The sequence below is a fragment of the Paracoccus sulfuroxidans genome (assembly GCF_007830335.1).
Lineage (GTDB): Bacteria > Pseudomonadota > Alphaproteobacteria > Rhodobacterales > Rhodobacteraceae > Paracoccus > Paracoccus sulfuroxidans.
The window spans coordinates 249343-264339 of record NZ_VLKU01000006.1 but is presented as its reverse complement, the minus strand read 5'-3'; the positions used below and the strand labels follow the sequence as shown (position 1 = coordinate 264339).

17 protein-coding genes are annotated in these 14997 nt (G+C 63.4%); 4 read left to right on the top strand and 13 right to left on the bottom strand.

Annotation, left to right across the window (positions count from 1 at the left end; translation table 11 throughout):
• The first annotated feature begins 64 nt into the window (after positions 1–64).
• The gene (locus IQ24_RS11575; protein WP_145398111.1) at positions 65–499 is read left to right on the top strand and encodes a MerR family transcriptional regulator; all 435 of its coding nucleotides are present in this window, start codon (positions 65–67) and stop codon (positions 497–499) included.
• A 43-nt stretch (positions 500–542) separates the two neighbouring features.
• Here IQ24_RS11575 and IQ24_RS11570 read toward each other — a convergent pair whose 3' ends face one another.
• From IQ24_RS11570 to IQ24_RS11540, 6 genes are all read right to left on the bottom strand, one after another.
• A complete protein-coding gene (locus tag IQ24_RS11570; protein WP_145398110.1) occupies positions 543–1610 on the bottom strand; it encodes an ABC transporter substrate-binding protein in 1068 nt (355 codons plus the stop codon).
• Positions 1611–1836: 226 nt separating this feature from the next.
• The gene (locus IQ24_RS11565; RefSeq protein WP_145398109.1) at positions 1837–2634 is read right to left on the bottom strand and encodes a family 1 encapsulin nanocompartment shell protein; all 798 of its coding nucleotides are present in this window, start codon (positions 2632–2634) and stop codon (positions 1837–1839) included.
• A gap of 1 nt (position 2635) precedes the next feature.
• The gene (locus IQ24_RS11560; protein WP_145398108.1) at positions 2636–3661 is read right to left on the bottom strand and encodes a Dyp-type peroxidase; all 1026 of its coding nucleotides are present in this window, start codon (positions 3659–3661) and stop codon (positions 2636–2638) included.
• Positions 3662–3990: 329 nt separating this feature from the next.
• A complete protein-coding gene (locus tag IQ24_RS20105; protein ID WP_158637519.1) occupies positions 3991–4530 on the bottom strand; it encodes a PRC-barrel domain-containing protein in 540 nt (179 codons plus the stop codon).
• Between the two features lie 42 nt (positions 4531–4572).
• On the bottom strand, positions 4573–4773 hold the full coding sequence (locus tag IQ24_RS11545; protein ID WP_145398105.1) for a CsbD family protein: 201 nt from the start codon (positions 4771–4773) through the stop codon (positions 4573–4575).
• A 225-nt stretch (positions 4774–4998) separates the two neighbouring features.
• Positions 4999–6522, bottom strand: a complete 1524-nt coding sequence (locus IQ24_RS11540; RefSeq protein WP_145398104.1) for a phospholipase D-like domain-containing protein — start codon at positions 6520–6522, stop codon at positions 4999–5001.
• Positions 6523–6650: 128 nt separating this feature from the next.
• Between IQ24_RS11540 and IQ24_RS11535 the strand changes: the two genes are divergently transcribed.
• Together IQ24_RS11535 and IQ24_RS11530 are read left to right on the top strand one after the other, a co-directional pair.
• Positions 6651–7505: a hypothetical protein gene (locus IQ24_RS11535; RefSeq protein WP_145398103.1), complete on the top strand. Its 855-nt coding sequence runs from the start codon at positions 6651–6653 to the stop codon at positions 7503–7505.
• Entirely contained in the window at positions 7505–8701 is a 1197-nt protein-coding gene (locus tag IQ24_RS11530) for an SEL1-like repeat protein (RefSeq protein ID WP_145398102.1), read from the top strand. The genes IQ24_RS11535 and IQ24_RS11530 overlap by 1 nt, the downstream gene beginning before the upstream one ends.
• A 7-nt stretch (positions 8702–8708) precedes the next feature.
• Here IQ24_RS11530 and IQ24_RS11525 read toward each other — a convergent pair whose 3' ends face one another.
• From IQ24_RS11525 to IQ24_RS11515, 3 genes are all read right to left on the bottom strand, one after another.
• Positions 8709–9710, bottom strand: a complete 1002-nt coding sequence (locus IQ24_RS11525; RefSeq protein WP_145398101.1) for an MDR family oxidoreductase — start codon at positions 9708–9710, stop codon at positions 8709–8711.
• Positions 9711–9737: 27 nt separating this feature from the next.
• Positions 9738–10310, bottom strand: coding sequence for a peroxidase-related enzyme (locus IQ24_RS11520; RefSeq protein WP_145398100.1), 573 nt, complete (start codon positions 10308–10310; stop codon positions 9738–9740).
• Between the two features lie 102 nt (positions 10311–10412).
• On the bottom strand, positions 10413–11372 hold the full coding sequence (locus IQ24_RS11515; RefSeq protein ID WP_199756549.1) for a LysR family transcriptional regulator: 960 nt from the start codon (positions 11370–11372) through the stop codon (positions 10413–10415).
• A gap of 73 nt (positions 11373–11445) precedes the next feature.
• Here IQ24_RS11515 and IQ24_RS11510 point away from each other — a divergent pair, with 73 nt between their 5' ends.
• Positions 11446–11745: a hypothetical protein gene (locus IQ24_RS11510; protein ID WP_145398099.1), complete on the top strand. Its 300-nt coding sequence runs from the start codon at positions 11446–11448 to the stop codon at positions 11743–11745.
• Between the two features lie 90 nt (positions 11746–11835).
• Here IQ24_RS11510 and IQ24_RS11505 read toward each other — a convergent pair whose 3' ends face one another.
• The 4 genes from IQ24_RS11505 to IQ24_RS20410 form a co-directional block, all read right to left on the bottom strand.
• Entirely contained in the window at positions 11836–12519 is a 684-nt protein-coding gene (locus tag IQ24_RS11505) for an ABC transporter permease (RefSeq protein ID WP_145398098.1), read from the bottom strand.
• Position 12520: 1 nt separating this feature from the next.
• A complete protein-coding gene (locus tag IQ24_RS11500; RefSeq protein WP_145398097.1) occupies positions 12521–13228 on the bottom strand; it encodes an ABC transporter permease in 708 nt (235 codons plus the stop codon).
• Between the two features lie 62 nt (positions 13229–13290).
• On the bottom strand, positions 13291–14091 hold the full coding sequence (locus IQ24_RS11495) for a transporter substrate-binding domain-containing protein (RefSeq protein ID WP_145398096.1): 801 nt from the start codon (positions 14089–14091) through the stop codon (positions 13291–13293).
• 73 nt (positions 14092–14164) lie between these two features.
• Positions 14165–14965, bottom strand: a complete 801-nt coding sequence (locus IQ24_RS20410; RefSeq protein ID WP_242008108.1) for an ABC transporter ATP-binding protein — start codon at positions 14963–14965, stop codon at positions 14165–14167.
• Positions 14966–14997: the final 32 nt, after the last annotated feature.

Here is a 14997-nt window from a genome sequence, read left to right as displayed (position 1 = left end):
GCTCCTTGTCTTCGTCGAATCAGGAACCTAAGTGCTCTAGTAGCTATAGGTTCAAGGGGCAAAAATGCTGACCATCGGAAAACTTGGCGAGGCGGCGGGGGTCAAGGTGCCCACTATCCGCTATTATGAGCAGATCGGCATGCTGCCGCCCCCCGAACGCAGTCAGGGCAACCAGCGCCTCTACACCGGCAAGGCGCTGGACCGGCTGACCTTCATCCGCCACGCCCGCGACCTTGGCTTTCCGCTTGAGGCCATTCGCGAACTGCTGGGCCTGTCCGACACCCCGAACCAGCCCTGCGCCGCCGTCGATCAGATCGCCCGCAGGCAGCTGGCGGCGGTCAAGGCGCGCATTGCCCGCCTGACCGCGCTGGAGGCCGAACTGGAGCGGATGCTGGAACAATGCGGCTGCGGCAATATCGCCGACTGCCGGGTGATCGAGGTGCTGGGCAATCACGAACTTTGCGCCCATGACCACGCCGCCAGCGAGGACAAAGCCTAGCCCTCAGCAGGAAGCGCCCGGAAATCCCGGGCGCCCCAAAGCCCTATTGCGACAACCAGGTGTTGAACCGCTCGGTCAGTTCCACATCATGATCGGCCCAGAACTCGACATTCGAGGTCAGCGCGGTCTTCATGTGATCGGGGTTGGTGGGAAGGTTGCCCGCCATCTCGGTCTTGCCATCCTTGAACAGCCCGACCAGTGCTGCCGCCGACTTGCGCGGTGGCCCATAGCTGATGAACTTCGACAGATCCGCCTCGCGCTGGCTTTCGCTGATCCATTTCATATAGGCCCAGGCGGCATCCTTGTTGGGCGCACCCTTTGGGATGACGTACAGGTTGAAGTCGAGGATCTGGTTGTCCCACAGCGTCGCGAACGGGCTGCCCTCATTCATCACCGCGTCGAAGATGCGGCCGTTATAGGCGGTCGTCATCACCACCTCGCCATCGGCCAGCAGTTGCGGCGGCTGAGCCCCCGCCTCCCACCAGACGACGCTGGGCTTGATCGTGTCGAGCTTGGCGAAGGCGCGGTCGACGCCCTCGGGCGTGGCCAGCGTCGCATAGACATCGGCGGGCGCGACGCCATCGGCCATCAGCGCCAGCTCCAGCGCGAATTTCGCACCCTTGCGCAGCCCGCGCTTGCCGGGAAACTTCTCAAGATCGAAGAAATCGGCGGCCGAGGTCACCCCTTCGGCCTTGTCCGAGCGATAGGCGATCATCGTCGAATAGACCAGCACGCCGACACCGCAGTCATAAAGCCCGCCCTCGATGAAATCCTCGCGCGCCTTGGTGCCGTCCGCGCCGTCGGGCAATTCGTCGATGGGCAGGACCTCCAGCAGCCCCTCATCGCAAAGCCGCGTCAGGTCCGAGGGCTCGATATCGGCGATATCGGTGGTGACATTCCCGGCCTCGACCTGCAGCTTGACCGGCACGGCGGGGTTGTCGGCGTCGATGGAATTGATCTTCACCCCCGTCTCGGCCATGTAGGGCTGGTGCCAGGCCTCCATCTGGGCGGCAGCGACCGCGCCACCCCATGAGACGACGTTCAGCTCTTGCGCGGTTCCGGCCAGCGGCAGGATCGCCAGAGCGGTTGTAAAGGCAAGCAATCTCTTCATCACATTCTCCCTGTTTGACTTTGTTTTTCTGAAAGCGAACACGAAGTCCCCAAAGGCCATTGGCCTCTGGTCCTGAAGATGGCGACGCCAGCGTCGCGGGGTGCGAAAGGGTCACACCAGGATCACTCTGACAGCCCGCCAGCGCGGCGGTCAATCATTGCCTTGATTCAAAGTGGGATTTCGCCCGGGGGCGACTGCCGCCCTCCGGGCACGGGTCGCGGCGGGGCTAGCCCTTCAGGGCCACCACCGCTTCCGAGGTCTGCATCTGGAAGGTCAGCGACTCTTGCAGGTAAAGCGTGACCGAGGCCGCGTCATGGCTCAGATAGCCGATCGACACATCCTGCCCCAGCCACAGGTCGAAATCGCCGCCCCGCGTCGTGACGACCGCGCCGCCCTGCAACGCCTGGCTCCAGACCACGGGGACATCGACCAGTTTTTCAAGGTGTTTGAGGACGGGATAGCCATCCTCGGCCCCGCCATTGGCGGCGGTGAAGGCGGCAGTGCCCAGCACCAGCGCATAGGGGCCGTTCACGCCCGCCAGACGCAATTCGCTGACGGCGGCGGCAACGGCCTCGGGGTAATCGGCGACATCGGCGGGCAGCGCCACGGGCGCATTGCTGCTTTCCGGCAGGATGCCCTTGATGCCCGCATCCTCATATCCCAGAAACACCAGCCGATCCTCGGCCAGCGCGATCTGGCGGGCGGCGTCCTTCAAGGGCTGCCAGTCGCTGTCGTTCGAGCCGCGCGCCACGTCGTCAATGGCGGCGCGGGTCAACTTGAAGGGCACGCGCAGCTCGACAAGAGGGTTCACCTCGCGCTTGTGGCAATCGACCCCTTCGGCCAGCGCGGCTGCCGGGTGCAGATGCCCGGTGCCGACGGCCGATAGCTCGAACCCCTCGGGGCCGTGCAGGTCGACCACATGGCGCGCGCCCATATAGCGGCGCAGGGTCCGGCTGGCTTCGTCTTCGATCTGCGCCCAGGCGGCGTTGGTGATGGGGGCCAGTTCGCGATAGAGGTTGTCCATCTCAGTCTCCTTGCTTCAAGGATCCGATGCCCAGAGAGGCATCTGCCTGTCGGGTTGGTTGCGGTGGTGAGGGCTGCGCCTCCAGCGTGCCGCCCGCGCCGATCACGTCCAGAATGTTCGCCGTCGGGATGAAGAACAGCCCGCCCGTCACCGGGGTCGAGACATCCAGAATCCGGTCGTAATTGCCCTGCGGCAGGCCCACGAACATGTTGCGCAGCATGGTTTCGATCCGGCCCGGCTCGCAGGCGTAGCCGATGAAATAGGTGCCGAACTCGCCCTTGGCGGGGCTGCCGAAGGGCATGTTGTCGCGCAGGATCTGCAGCTGATTGCCCTGATCGTCATTGATGCTGGTCAGCACGTTATGGGCAAAGCTGGCCTTCTCGGCGTCGGGGAATTCAATGTCCGACAGCTTGTGGCGACCGATCACGCGCTCTTGGCTTTCGGTGGTCATGGCCTGCCATTTGTCGAGGTCATGCATGTATTTCTGCACGATCACATAGCTACCGCCGGCAAACGCGGCATCCTCGGGGCCGATCAGGACGGCGGCGGTGCGTTCGACCCCATTCGGGTTTTCGGTGCCGTCAACAAAGCCCAGAAGGTCGCGGTTGTCGAAGAATTTGAAGCCCTGCGTCTCATCCTCGACGGTGGCGACGGGGCCCAGACGGCGCATGATCTGCGTCGCCATCTCGAAGCAATAATCGGGCCGCGTAGCGCGGATATGCAGCAGGATGTCGCCCGGCGTCGAGGGGGCCAGATGGACCCCCGCAATCTCTTCGAACACATGCAGGCCCTGCGGGCGCGCGCCCAGAGCCAGACGGCCCCACAGATCCGCGCCAATCCCAAGGATGCAGGTCAGTTCCGCCTCAGCGCTGCGAAAGCCCACCGCCCGGATCAGCGAGGGAAGATCGGCGCAGAAATCGCGGAAGGTCTGCAGCGCGGCATCATCATTGTTCAGCGTCAGGGTGATGAAGATCGCGGCGCGGGTCAGGCCACCTTCGACCGGCTGGCTGATGGTCGGGCTTACCATGCGCGGCACTTTCGACGTGAGATTTCACTTGTCCGGATACTGAAAACCATCGCCCGCCTATCACCTTGATTCAATAGGCCGATCAGACGCCGAGTCGCGCCATTTCAGCCACTCCAAGGCCCATCTTGCCAGCCAAGAGGCACCGTCGCCACCCCAAAAAATCAAATAAAAACCCGACTGAATTTGTAAATACGCGGCGCTTCTGAATTCAGAAGCGCCGCGTCAAGATGAATACTCGTTAAACAGGACCTATTCCCATTCGGAATAAGAAACCGATTAAAATACGGGGCGGCAACTATCCTTTACTGCCGCCCCGCCTACTGGCCCTTTTAATTCGCCGCGGGCTCTTCGTATTCCGGAAGCGCCTTCAATTCGTCCTTGGTCATCGAGACATAGGCGCGAATGTCATTATCGGCATTTTTGTAGACAGAAATCTGATCCGGAGCCAAAAGAATGCGATGTTCGCCAAGGCCCAGGAAACCACCCACATCGGTCACGATACCATTGACCTTGCTGTCCGGCCCGATCTGGACATCGGCAATTTCAGCAATCTTGCTGTCGGTCATATCGTAAATGTCGACGCCTTTCAGCTCATCGCCGGTCACCGTCATCAGCTCGGTCATCGTATAGCCTTCCGGCACCTTGATGGCCGTTTCAGGCTCGGCCATGGTCGAGGCAGCGGGTGCCGCCGGATCAGCAGCCGGGGCCGCAGGATCGGCTGTGGGGGCGGCAGGATCGGCCGCCGGGGCCGGTGCAGGCTCGACCGCAGGCGCTGCGGGCGTGGTTTCGGGCGTGGTTTCGGCGGTCTGGGCAAAGCTCGGACCAGCGATCATCAGACCCGAAACAGCGGCAATAAGGAACTTGTTCATTTCATCACTCCATTGATAGTCAAAAAGGCGAATTAAAAGCGATCAGCTTTTGTCTTTGAAGAAACCGTTGATTTCGTCATCCACCTTTTCTTTCGTCCAGCCATATTTTTCCTGCAACTTCCCTGCGAGTTTGTCTTGCTGGCCAGAAATCTGGGTCAGCTCGTCATCGGTCAGGTCGCCCCATTTTTCTTTGACGCTTCCTTTGAGTTGATCCCATTTCCCTTGGATAATATCCCAGTTCATTTTCGATCTCCTTTCGAAGTGTCCAAGCTTGCGCTGGATTACGAGGGACTAACCGCTCATCCGCTATCCCGTTCCCCTGAAAGCGCCCTTCAAATCCGTATCGCGAAGAATATTCGTCCGGGCAGCGCTGAAAAACTAATAGATCTCAGTCATTTACGGATGCCCCGACCCCAGATAAACAAATCTGCACAATTACTTGATGAAACCACGGGGCGAGGCCGCTTGTTATCCGCGCCGCTGCGGGTTGCGGGCGCGCTGAACGCGGCAATAGAGATAGGCCCCTGCCCCCAGCGCGGCGAGGCCCCAGAACAGGTGGCGCGATGTCAGCCCCAGCCGCGCCTGTGCGCTGCGGCGATAGCGCGGGTCGAAAAAGCGCGTATCGGCCAGGAACCTGCCCAAGAGCCCCTCTTCCCTGGGTTCGATGGGCCTCAGCCCCCGCCCCTCGGGACGGTTCAGGGCCTTGATGGCCGCGATGACACTGCCGGTTTTCTCGATCATCCGGGCCAGATCTTCGGGTGCACAGTCCAGATGCTCGGCCAGCAGACCGTTGCGGATCCGGGTCACCCGCTGGCGGTCCGCAGGTTCGGTCGCAATCAGGCCGATGTCGCATTCCGTATCGAACCCCATCGAGCGCCGGTCGATATTGCTGGAACCCACCCGCAGGAAGCGGTCATCCACCACCTCCATCTTGGCGTGAATATAGATCGGCTCACCCGCAAGGTTCACGGGATTGAGGATCAGGAAGCGGTTCTCATGGTCGACCGCCTGCAGCGCGCGCATCATGCGGCTGCGGGTGACATGCATGGCCGCGTCCTCGACAAAATTATCCGCTTCCTGCGGGTTGATCACGACCACCTCGGGGCCGCCCTTCTGCATCAGCCTTTGCCGGATCGCCTGAAAGATGCTGTCGGCACAGAAATATTGCGATTCCAGATAGATGCAGTCCTCGGCCGCCGCGATACTGTCCAGATAAAGATGCTCGATCTCGGCAATGATGGCGCGGTCGTGTTCGGGCGGCTCGGTCCGGGCGATGGCAATGTCGATGTCGCGGAAATCGGGGCTGACGCTCTCCGGCCAGCGATCCTGGCCCGGCGTGAACGCCTCATCCAGATCGGCATCATGCGCGCGCCGCCAGCGGGCGCGGCAAAGATCGCTCAGATCCGCCGCAGCCGGGCCCGAGAGCACCGTCGTCACGTCATGCCAGGGCGGCGTGCTGTCATCGCCCTTCCCCCGGCGCGGATCGTCGGGCAGATGCTCATGCGTGTCCCACCGCCCGTCGGTGACGTCGATCCCGCCGCAAAAGGCCAGGGAATCGTCGATCACGACGATCTTCTGATGGTGGCAGGCCCCGATCGGGTGGCAGCCGTCCAGCGCCAGATGCACCTGCCCCGGCGAGAGGATCTTCAGCTTCGAGATCTGCACCACCTGCCCCGGCGCGAACAGCGTGCCGCCGCTCCATTTCAGGATATAGATGTCCAGATCGGGGCTGCGTTCGGCCAGCGCGTCCAGAAACGGGCCGACGGCATTCGGAAAGCCGTCAGGCGCAAGCCCGTCCGCGTCGCTTTCGCCGGGCAGCATGTCGATCTCGAAATCGAAATCCCAGCCGACCAGAATGACGCTGTTCTGCGCCTTCAGCAGCGCCTCGCGCAGAGCGCGGAAGTAGTCCTTGCCATCGACAATGACGGCAAACTGCTCGGCCCGCGCGACGCGCCAGCAGTTGTCTCCGGTCTCGAATGACAGTCCTTGCATGCGACTTCCCCTTGATTGCCACGGGTCAACGATTGCCGCCTTCCCTCGGTTTCCTGCGCGTTCCGTCTGGCGCGGCGGTGGATCGCCGCGTAGCCTTCGCAAAATCGGTTCGGGTAAATGGTGACGGGATGCAGACGGTTCTTCGTGGCAGCTTTCAGGCAGCGCTGGCCTTCGTGGCCCTGACCCTAGCGGCGACACAGGCACAGGCGCTGGACGTGGCCTCTCAGATCAGCCGGTTCCAGATCTCCAAGCTGACCAGCCTGCCCAAGAACAGCGCCGCCGCGTCGGATGAGCCCGCCTGCGGGGCCATCACAAGCCCGCGCACCCCCGCAGGCCAGAAGGTGGCGGGTGCAGACTGGATCGTGACCGGCGAGGAAACGCATGACAGCCTGACTTTGGTCAGCTTCGTCGGCGAGACCTCGTCGGGCACCAGCGGCTCGTGCCTTCTGACGCAGGGCAACATCGGCATCTTTCAGAACGACGCGCTGCAGGCGCTGATCTATGCCGACGCATCGCGCCCCTCTGGTCTGGGCTCGGTCGATGCGGTCGAGGGCAATCGCATCCGGATCTTCGACGGCGACTATCTGCCCGTGCCGGTGGCTGATCTGCGGATCATCGACAATGACCTGCTGATCCTCAGCAGCGTGGCCGAGCGTGACAGTTTCTGCGACGGTAAGGCAACCGCGCCCAATGTCTATGGTCTGCCCATCCATCTGGCCCGCCGCCTGTTGCTGGCCGAGGGCTGGCAGCCCGCCCCGAACCCGCCGGATGCCGAGGAAAGCGTCGTCAGCGGCTACGTCGAGCATCTGCGCAAGACCATGCCCGAGGTGCAGGAATGCTCGGGCACGGGGTTCGGCTTCTGCAGCTGGGAATATCGCAAGGACCCCGATCAGGCGCTGAGCCTCACCACAGCGGGCGAAGCAGCTGATGATTCCTCGCCGCAGATCGTCTCATTCACGGTCGGCTGCGGGTTGCGGGATTGATGGCGCTGCGGTTTCTGGCGGCCATCGCCCTGACGCTTGGACTGGGCACCAGCGTCAGCGCCGCCTGTCTGGACGGCGAAGAGCCCGTCGCCTCCTGCCGGATCGAGGGGCAGCGCAAAGAGGTCTCGATCTGTCTGGCAGGGCCGGTTGCGCATTACCGCTTCGGCCCGCCGCAAGGCACGCCCGAGATGGATCTGCGCGCGCCGCTGATGGATCTGGGCTATCAGCGCAAGGACGGCGCGGGCATCACCATCGACGAGACGGTGATTTTCGCCAACAGAAACCACCGCTACCGCGTGACCTTCGGCTTTCGCGACGGCCGCGCGCCGGACCGGTCCGAACTGCACAAGCTGGGGCAGATCGAGGTCATGCGGGGCGACAAGGCGCTGACCCGCCTGCACTGCGACCCCGGCACCATCGAGCGCGTCCCTGACCGCCTGCTGGAACGGATGCGCGATCTGGGGCGCGAAAAGGCCTCGGACGATGAAGAGTTCCCGAACTACGACATCGACCCGCTTATTCCCGCATCCGACTCGCCGCCCTGCGAGGCGCAGAACAACGTCAACACCTGCTGGGGCCGTGGGATCACGGCGGCGCGGGCGGGCGATCTGGTCATGGCGCTTGGGCATTTCGACATGTCCTGTGCGTCCGATCTTGCGCCGCTGGGATGCTATGAGGCGGGCAAGCTTTATCTGATGAACCGCAAGCTGCGTGACTATGCCCGCGCCTTCCAGCGCTTCGATCAGGTCTGCGAAACCAGCGAGGACGATGGCGAGGCGCCCTATGGCTGCAAATACATGGGCTGGATGTATCTGACCGGCACCGGCCCCGCGAAAGACCCGGCGCGCGCGCAGGAATATCTGGACCGGGCTTGTTTCACCAAGGAAGGCGGGCGGTTCATCGACGCCGAAGGCTGCCAGCTTCTGGCCAGGGTCCTTCAGGGACAGCGCCGCGATCTTCCGGCCTATCTGTCACTGGCGATGGGCTGCGCCGATGATGCTGAGGGCCTGTGCCGCGCAGCCTCGCAGATGCTGGCCAACGCGCGCACCGCCAAGGCGGAATGGCCCGCGCGCTGCGATGAGTTCCCCGAAGCGGACGGCGACTGTTCAGCCCTGCTGATCCCGCAGCCGGAATTCGAGGCAAACCGCTGGCTGCGGGAGAGGCTTTCGCTGCACTATCGCGAGGCGATGGAGTGATGCGGGCCTAGCCCGCATCCTCGATGCGGATGACCACCCGGCCTTGGGTTTTCCCGGCGATAATCGCCTCGGCCAGTTGCGGCAGGTCGGACATGGGGTGGACGTTGGTCATTTCGGCCAGCAGATCCTTGTCGAGGCTTTCGGCCAAAAGGCTCCACGCCCGGTCGCGGCGGCTTTGCGGGGCCATGACGCTGTCGACGCCCAAAAGCGCGACGCTGCGCAGAATATGCGGCATCACCGTCGCGGGCAGGTCTGCCCCGCCCGCCAGACCGCAGGCCGCGACGCCGCCGCCATATTCCGTCTGGGCCAGCACATTCGCCAGCGTCGTCGAGCCGACGGAATCCACCGCGCCCGCCCAATCCTCGGCCTGCAGCGGCGCGCCGGGTGCGGCCAGCGCCTCGCGCGTGACGAAGGCGGTCGCGCCCAGCTTGCGCAGATAGTCATGGGTCGAGGCCCGCCCGGTCGAGGCCGTGACCTGATACCCGCGCTTCGCCAGCAAGGCGATCGCGACCGAACCGACGCCTCCGGCCGCGCCCGTCACCAGAACCGGCTTGTCGCTTTTCTGGATATGGCCCCAATCCTCCAGCGCGTTGACGCAAAGCGCGGCGGTATAGCCCGCCGTGCCGATGGCCATAGCCTGCTGCATGTCAAACCCGTCCGGCAGGCGGGTCAGGAATTGCGGCTTCAGGCGCTGATAGCGCGAATAGCCGCCCCATTCGGTTTCCGACAGGCCCCAGCCGTTGACCAGCACCCGGTCGCCCGGCTTCCATTCGGGCGCGCGGGATTCGACCACCGTGCCCGCCAGATCGATCCCCGCCACCATGGGCAGGCGGCGCGCGATGCGGATCTTGCCGGTCAGCGCCAGCCCGTCCTTGTAATTCAGGCTGGAGCAGGCGATCTCGACCAGCACGTCATGGTCGGGCAGATCCTCCAGCGAGATCGTCTTCAGCCCCGCCTGTGGCTTGCCCCCGACATCCTCGATCATCATGGCTTGAAAGCTCTTGGTCATCTTCTGGCCCTCTGCGTCAGGGTGGGATCAGCCGCGGCCGATCATGAAAAACTCGTCATTCGGGCGCATGCTGGTGACATTCGCCAGCCGGTTCGACATGCCGAAGAAGGCCGAAATCGCGGCGATGTCCCAGATGTCGTCCTGCGTGAAACCATGCGCCTCAAGCGCCGCGAAATCATCCGGCCCCACGTCATAGGCGGCGTTGGTGACCTTCAGCGCGAAATCCAGCATCGCGCGCTGGCGCGGCGTGATGTCGGCCTTGCGATAATTCGTCGCGATCTGGTCGGCGACCAGCGGGTTCTTGGCGCGCACGCGCAGGATCGCGCCATGGGCGATGACGCAATACTGGCACTGGTTCGCGGCGCTGGTGGCAACGACGATCATCTCGCGCTCGGCCTTGGTCAGGTTGCCGGGCTTCTCCATCAGCGCGTCGTGATAGGCGAAGAAAGCGCGGAATTCGTCCGGGCGATTAGCCAGAACCATGAAGACATTGGGGATGAAGCCCGATTTCTCCTGCACGGCCTCGATGCGGGTGCGGATGTCTTCGGGCAGGTCTTTCAGGGCCGGGATGGGGGTGGTGCTGATCGGAAGGGCGGACATGGATTGCTCCTGCAGAGTGGCCGGATCACAAGCGCGGACCATAGGGGTCCGCACCGCCATCCTGCACAACAGCCGGGGCGGGGGAAACCCTTGAAGTTGCGCCTAGCCGCCCGGCGTCCATTGCCCAAAGCCGCCGCTGCGGATCGCGACGATCTGCTCGCGCAGCCAACGATGCGCCGGGACATTGTCGTTCGAGCTGTGCCAGATCATCGAGATCGGCACATCCGGCAACTCAATCGGCGGCGGGCAGACGCGCAGCTTCATCGTTTCGGCGAAATAGGACGCCACCCGCGAATGCATGGTGGCGATGACCGGCGCCTGCTCCAGCACGAAGGGGATGGCCGAAAAGCGCGGGCTGGTCATCACGATGCGCCGCGACAGGCTCAGCTTGGCCAGCGCCGTGTCGACCACGCCAACCGGCGTTTCGACCAGACTGGTCAGCAGATGCGGCAAGCGGATGTAATCCTCCAGCCCGATCGGGTCGGGCAGGTCCAGAAGCCGGGGATTATAGATGCACATATAGTGATCGTGCAGCAGGACCCGGCGTTTGTGATGCTGCTTGCCATCTTCGAACAGGCCGATGGCCAGATCGATGCGGCCGCTGTCCAGATCCTCCAGCACGCGCTGCCGGTCGACGTTGCGCAGCAGGAAGCGCACCGAGGGCGCCTCGATCTGGAAGCGCGCCAGCATGCGCGGCATCATCATCACCTCGCTGGAATCGGCCATGCCCAGCGTGAACAGGATATCCGCCGTCGCCGGATCGAAGTCGCGGGGCCGCATGGTCAGTTCCTGCACCTGCTTCAGCACGCCGCGCAGCTTTTCATGCAGATCCGCCGCGCGGGGTGTCGGTCGCATGCCCTGCGGGACGCGGGTCAGCAGCTCATCGCCAAAGATGGTGCGCAGGCGCGACAGTGAATGGCTCATGGCCGATTGCGTGATGCCCATGCGCCGGGCGGCGCGGGTCACGCTTTGCTCATCCAGCAAAACCTCCAACGAGACCAGCAGGTTAAGATCAAGCCGAGCAAGATGAACGTGATCGATATCCACAATCAATCGTATCAATTTGATTCATTAATTGTCCAGCAACATATCGGTTCGAACGACAAACCAACCCGATATGATAGGAGCCGAAGCCATGTCCCTTCGCAAATTTGCAGCCATCGCCCTGACCACCGCCATTCTGCCGCTGACCGCCGGTCTGGTGCTGGCCTCTGAACAGAACGTATCCGTTGAGACCCCTGCAACCGTCACCACGCCCAAGGTTTCGGCCGTCGGCACCGTCAACGCCATGCTGATCGAGACCGTCGGTCGCGCGACCGACCTGCGTCAGGTGCACGCTCAGGGCGGTTTCGCCGTGGCGGGCGCGGTCCGCTGGACCACCGGCCCGGCCGAAGCCGCTGCTCTGCCCTCGCAATACGCGGCCATCAACCACTGATCCCACTGCCACAAGGCTGACAGTCGGTATCGGGGAAATGCAGAACCGGGCGGCAGATATGTGCCGTCCGGTTTTTTGCTAAGGCCGGGGTTATCTGCCGGGGCTCGCCAGCCGCGCCTCTAGCCGCCGGACGGCAAAGATCAGCACCATGTTGATCGCCAGATAGAACAGACCGGCAATCGTGAAGATCTCGAAGATGGCGTAGGTCTGGCTCATCAGCCGCTTGGCGTGGCCGGTGATCTCCAGCACCGTGATGGTCGAGGCAAGGCTGGTGCCCTTGATGACCAGCACGATCTCATTGCCATAGGCGGGCAGCGCCTGACGGATCGCCAGCGGGAACTCGATCCGGCGGAAGCGCAGGACGCGCGACATGCCGGCGGCCTTGGCGGCCTCGACCAGCCCGACGGGGATCGACATGAGGCCACCGCGCAGGATTTCCGAGGTATAGGCGGCGGTGTTCAGCGCCAGCGCCAGAATGGCGCAATGCATGGCATCGCCGATCACCCACCAGGCGACTGCATTGTCGCGGACCGCATCGAATTGCCCGAGGCCGTAGTAGAACAGGAACAGCTGCACCAGCAGCGGCGTGCCCCGGAAGACGGCGCTGTAATATTCCGCAAAGCCCGACAGCAGGCGGCTGCTGGACACGCGCATGACCGCTAGCCCAAGGCCCAGGCAAAAGCCGATGGCCACGGCGATCGAGGCCAGCGTCAGCGTGACGCTCACGCCCTTGGCCAGCGTCGTGACGGCGCGATAGATCAGCTCGGCGTCCATGCTAGGCCCTTCCTTTCAGCACCAGCGCCCGTTCGGCGCGGCGAAAGCCGATCTGGCTGACAAAGGTGATGACAAGATAAAGCGCCCCCGCGATCAGGTAGAAGATGAAGGGGTTGCGCGTCGAACCGGCGCCGATGAAGGCGGTCCGCATCAGCTCTTGCAGGCCGACGACGGAAATCAGCGCGGTGTCCTTCATCGTCGCCTGCCAGATGTTGTTGAGCCCCGGCACCGCGATCCGCAGCATCTGCGGCAGGATGATCCGCCGGAAGATGCGCTTGCGCGGCATGCCAAGGGCGCGGGCAGCCTCGATATGGCCCTTCGGGATGGCGGCCAGCGCGCCGCGCACGACCTCGGTCGCGTAAGAGCCCGAGATGGTGCCGATGGCGATGACCCCGATCAGGAAGGGATAGCCCGTGTCCGCCAGCCCCGCCCAGCCGAAGGCGGTGCCGATGCGGGCCACGAATTCGACCGATGAGAAGAACAGAAGATAGATGATCAGCAGTTCCGGAACGCCGCGAACCACGGTCGTATAGATATCGACCAGCCAGTTCAGCGGCCGGACCTGACCCCATTTGATCAGCCCGCAGGCAATGCCGATGACCAGCCCCAGAAGCATGGCTCCGAAGCCGACCGCGATGGTGATGGACGCGCCGCGCAGAAGCGCGCCGATCCAGCCGCCTTCCCAAAGCTGAGCTAACCCGAATTGCATGGAATCCGCCTGTCTGAAGGATGGGTCGGGAAGGCGTCAGCGCCTTCCCGGTCGATCAGGGATCAGTCGCAGGTCTGCGAAATGTCCATCTTGAACCACTTCTCGGACGAGGTTTTCAGCGTGCCCTCGCGGCCCAGCTCACACAGCGCCTCGTTGATCTTTTCCTTCAGCTCGGTTTCATCCTTGCGGATGCCGATGCCAAGGCCGGTGCCCAGCGTCGCATCCGAGCTGGAGTCGATCACCACATCGACCATCTGGAACTCGGCCCCGTCGGGCTTGGCCAGAAAATCGCTTTGCGCCGAGGCATCCGCGAATGAGCTGTCCAGACGTCCGCTTGCAAGGTCAATCTGCATCTGGTCCAGCGTGTCATAGGTCATCAGCTGGACGTCGGGCATGTTCTTCTCGACATAGGCCGCATGGGTGGTGCCGCCCTGCACGCCGACGCGCAACCCGCTCAGGTCGGCCTTCAGCGTCTCGATGTCCTTCGCATCGGCCAGTTCCGTGCCCTTCTTGGCGATGAAGTTGTTCGGGAACTCGCCATAGCTGCGCGAGAAATCGATCTGCTTGCCGCGCTCTTCGGTGATCGACATGCCCGAGATGATGACGTCGAAGCGCTTGGCGTTCAGCGCCGGGATCAGCCCGTCGAAGGCCTGCACGACAAAGCGGCATTTCAGCGCCAGCTTTTCGCAGACGGCATTGCCGACATCGGCGTCAAAGCCGGTGACATTGCCATTGGCATCGGCCATCGAGAAGGGCGGGTACGCGCCTTCGGTGCCGATCACCAGCTCGCCCTCGGCGGCGTGAGCGGCGATGCCCATGGACAGCGACAGAAGCGCTGCAACAGAGATAAGCTTCAGTTTCATTTGCGTTTCCCTTTGATGTTGGTTCGTCACGATTTTTCCCGTGTGATCGCGCGGGTCCTGTCCGGCGGCCGGCCTAGTTGCATCTGGCGAGGAACTGGCTGAGCCGCTCAGAGCGGGGATTGGTGAAAATCTGGTCGGGCGCGCCCTCTTCCTCGACGCGGCCCTGATGCAGGAACTTGATGTGATGCGAGACCTCGCGCGCGAACTGCATCTCATGCGTGACAAGGATCATCGTGTTGCCCTCTTCCGCCAGTTGGCGGATGACGCGCAGCACCTCACCCACCAGTTCCGGGTCCAGCGCGCTGGTCGGCTCATCCAGCAGGATGACCTTGGGGCGCATGGCAAGCGTGCGCGCAATCGCGGCGCGCTGCTGCTGGCCGCCCGAAAGCTGGCCGGGGAAATGGGCGTGCTTTTCCGACAGGCCCACCTTCTTCAGCAGCTCATGCGCGCGGTCGACGGCCTCGGCCCGGCTTTCCTTCAGCACGTGGATGGGGGCTTCGACGATATTGTCCAGCACCGACAGATGCGGCCACAGGTTGAAGTTCTGAAACACCATGCCGACGCGGGCGCGGATCCGCTCGACCTGTTTCTGGTCGGCGGGAACGGTCAGACCATCGCGGTCGGGCTTCATCCGGATTTCTTCGCCGTCGATCAGGATGCGGCCGCTTTTGGGCTGCTCCAGCAGGTTGATGCAGCGCAGGAAGGTCGACTTGCCCGACCCGGACGAGCCGATCATCGACACCACCTCGCCCGGCTGCGCGACCAGCCCGACGCCCTTCAAAACCTCCAGCGCGCCATAGCTTTTGTGCAGGTCATGCACCTCGACCGCCGCGCGCCCCGATTGCGGTGCCGCCGGAGCCGCGGGTTTCGCCACCGCCAGACGCGGCGCATTACCGCCCAACTGTT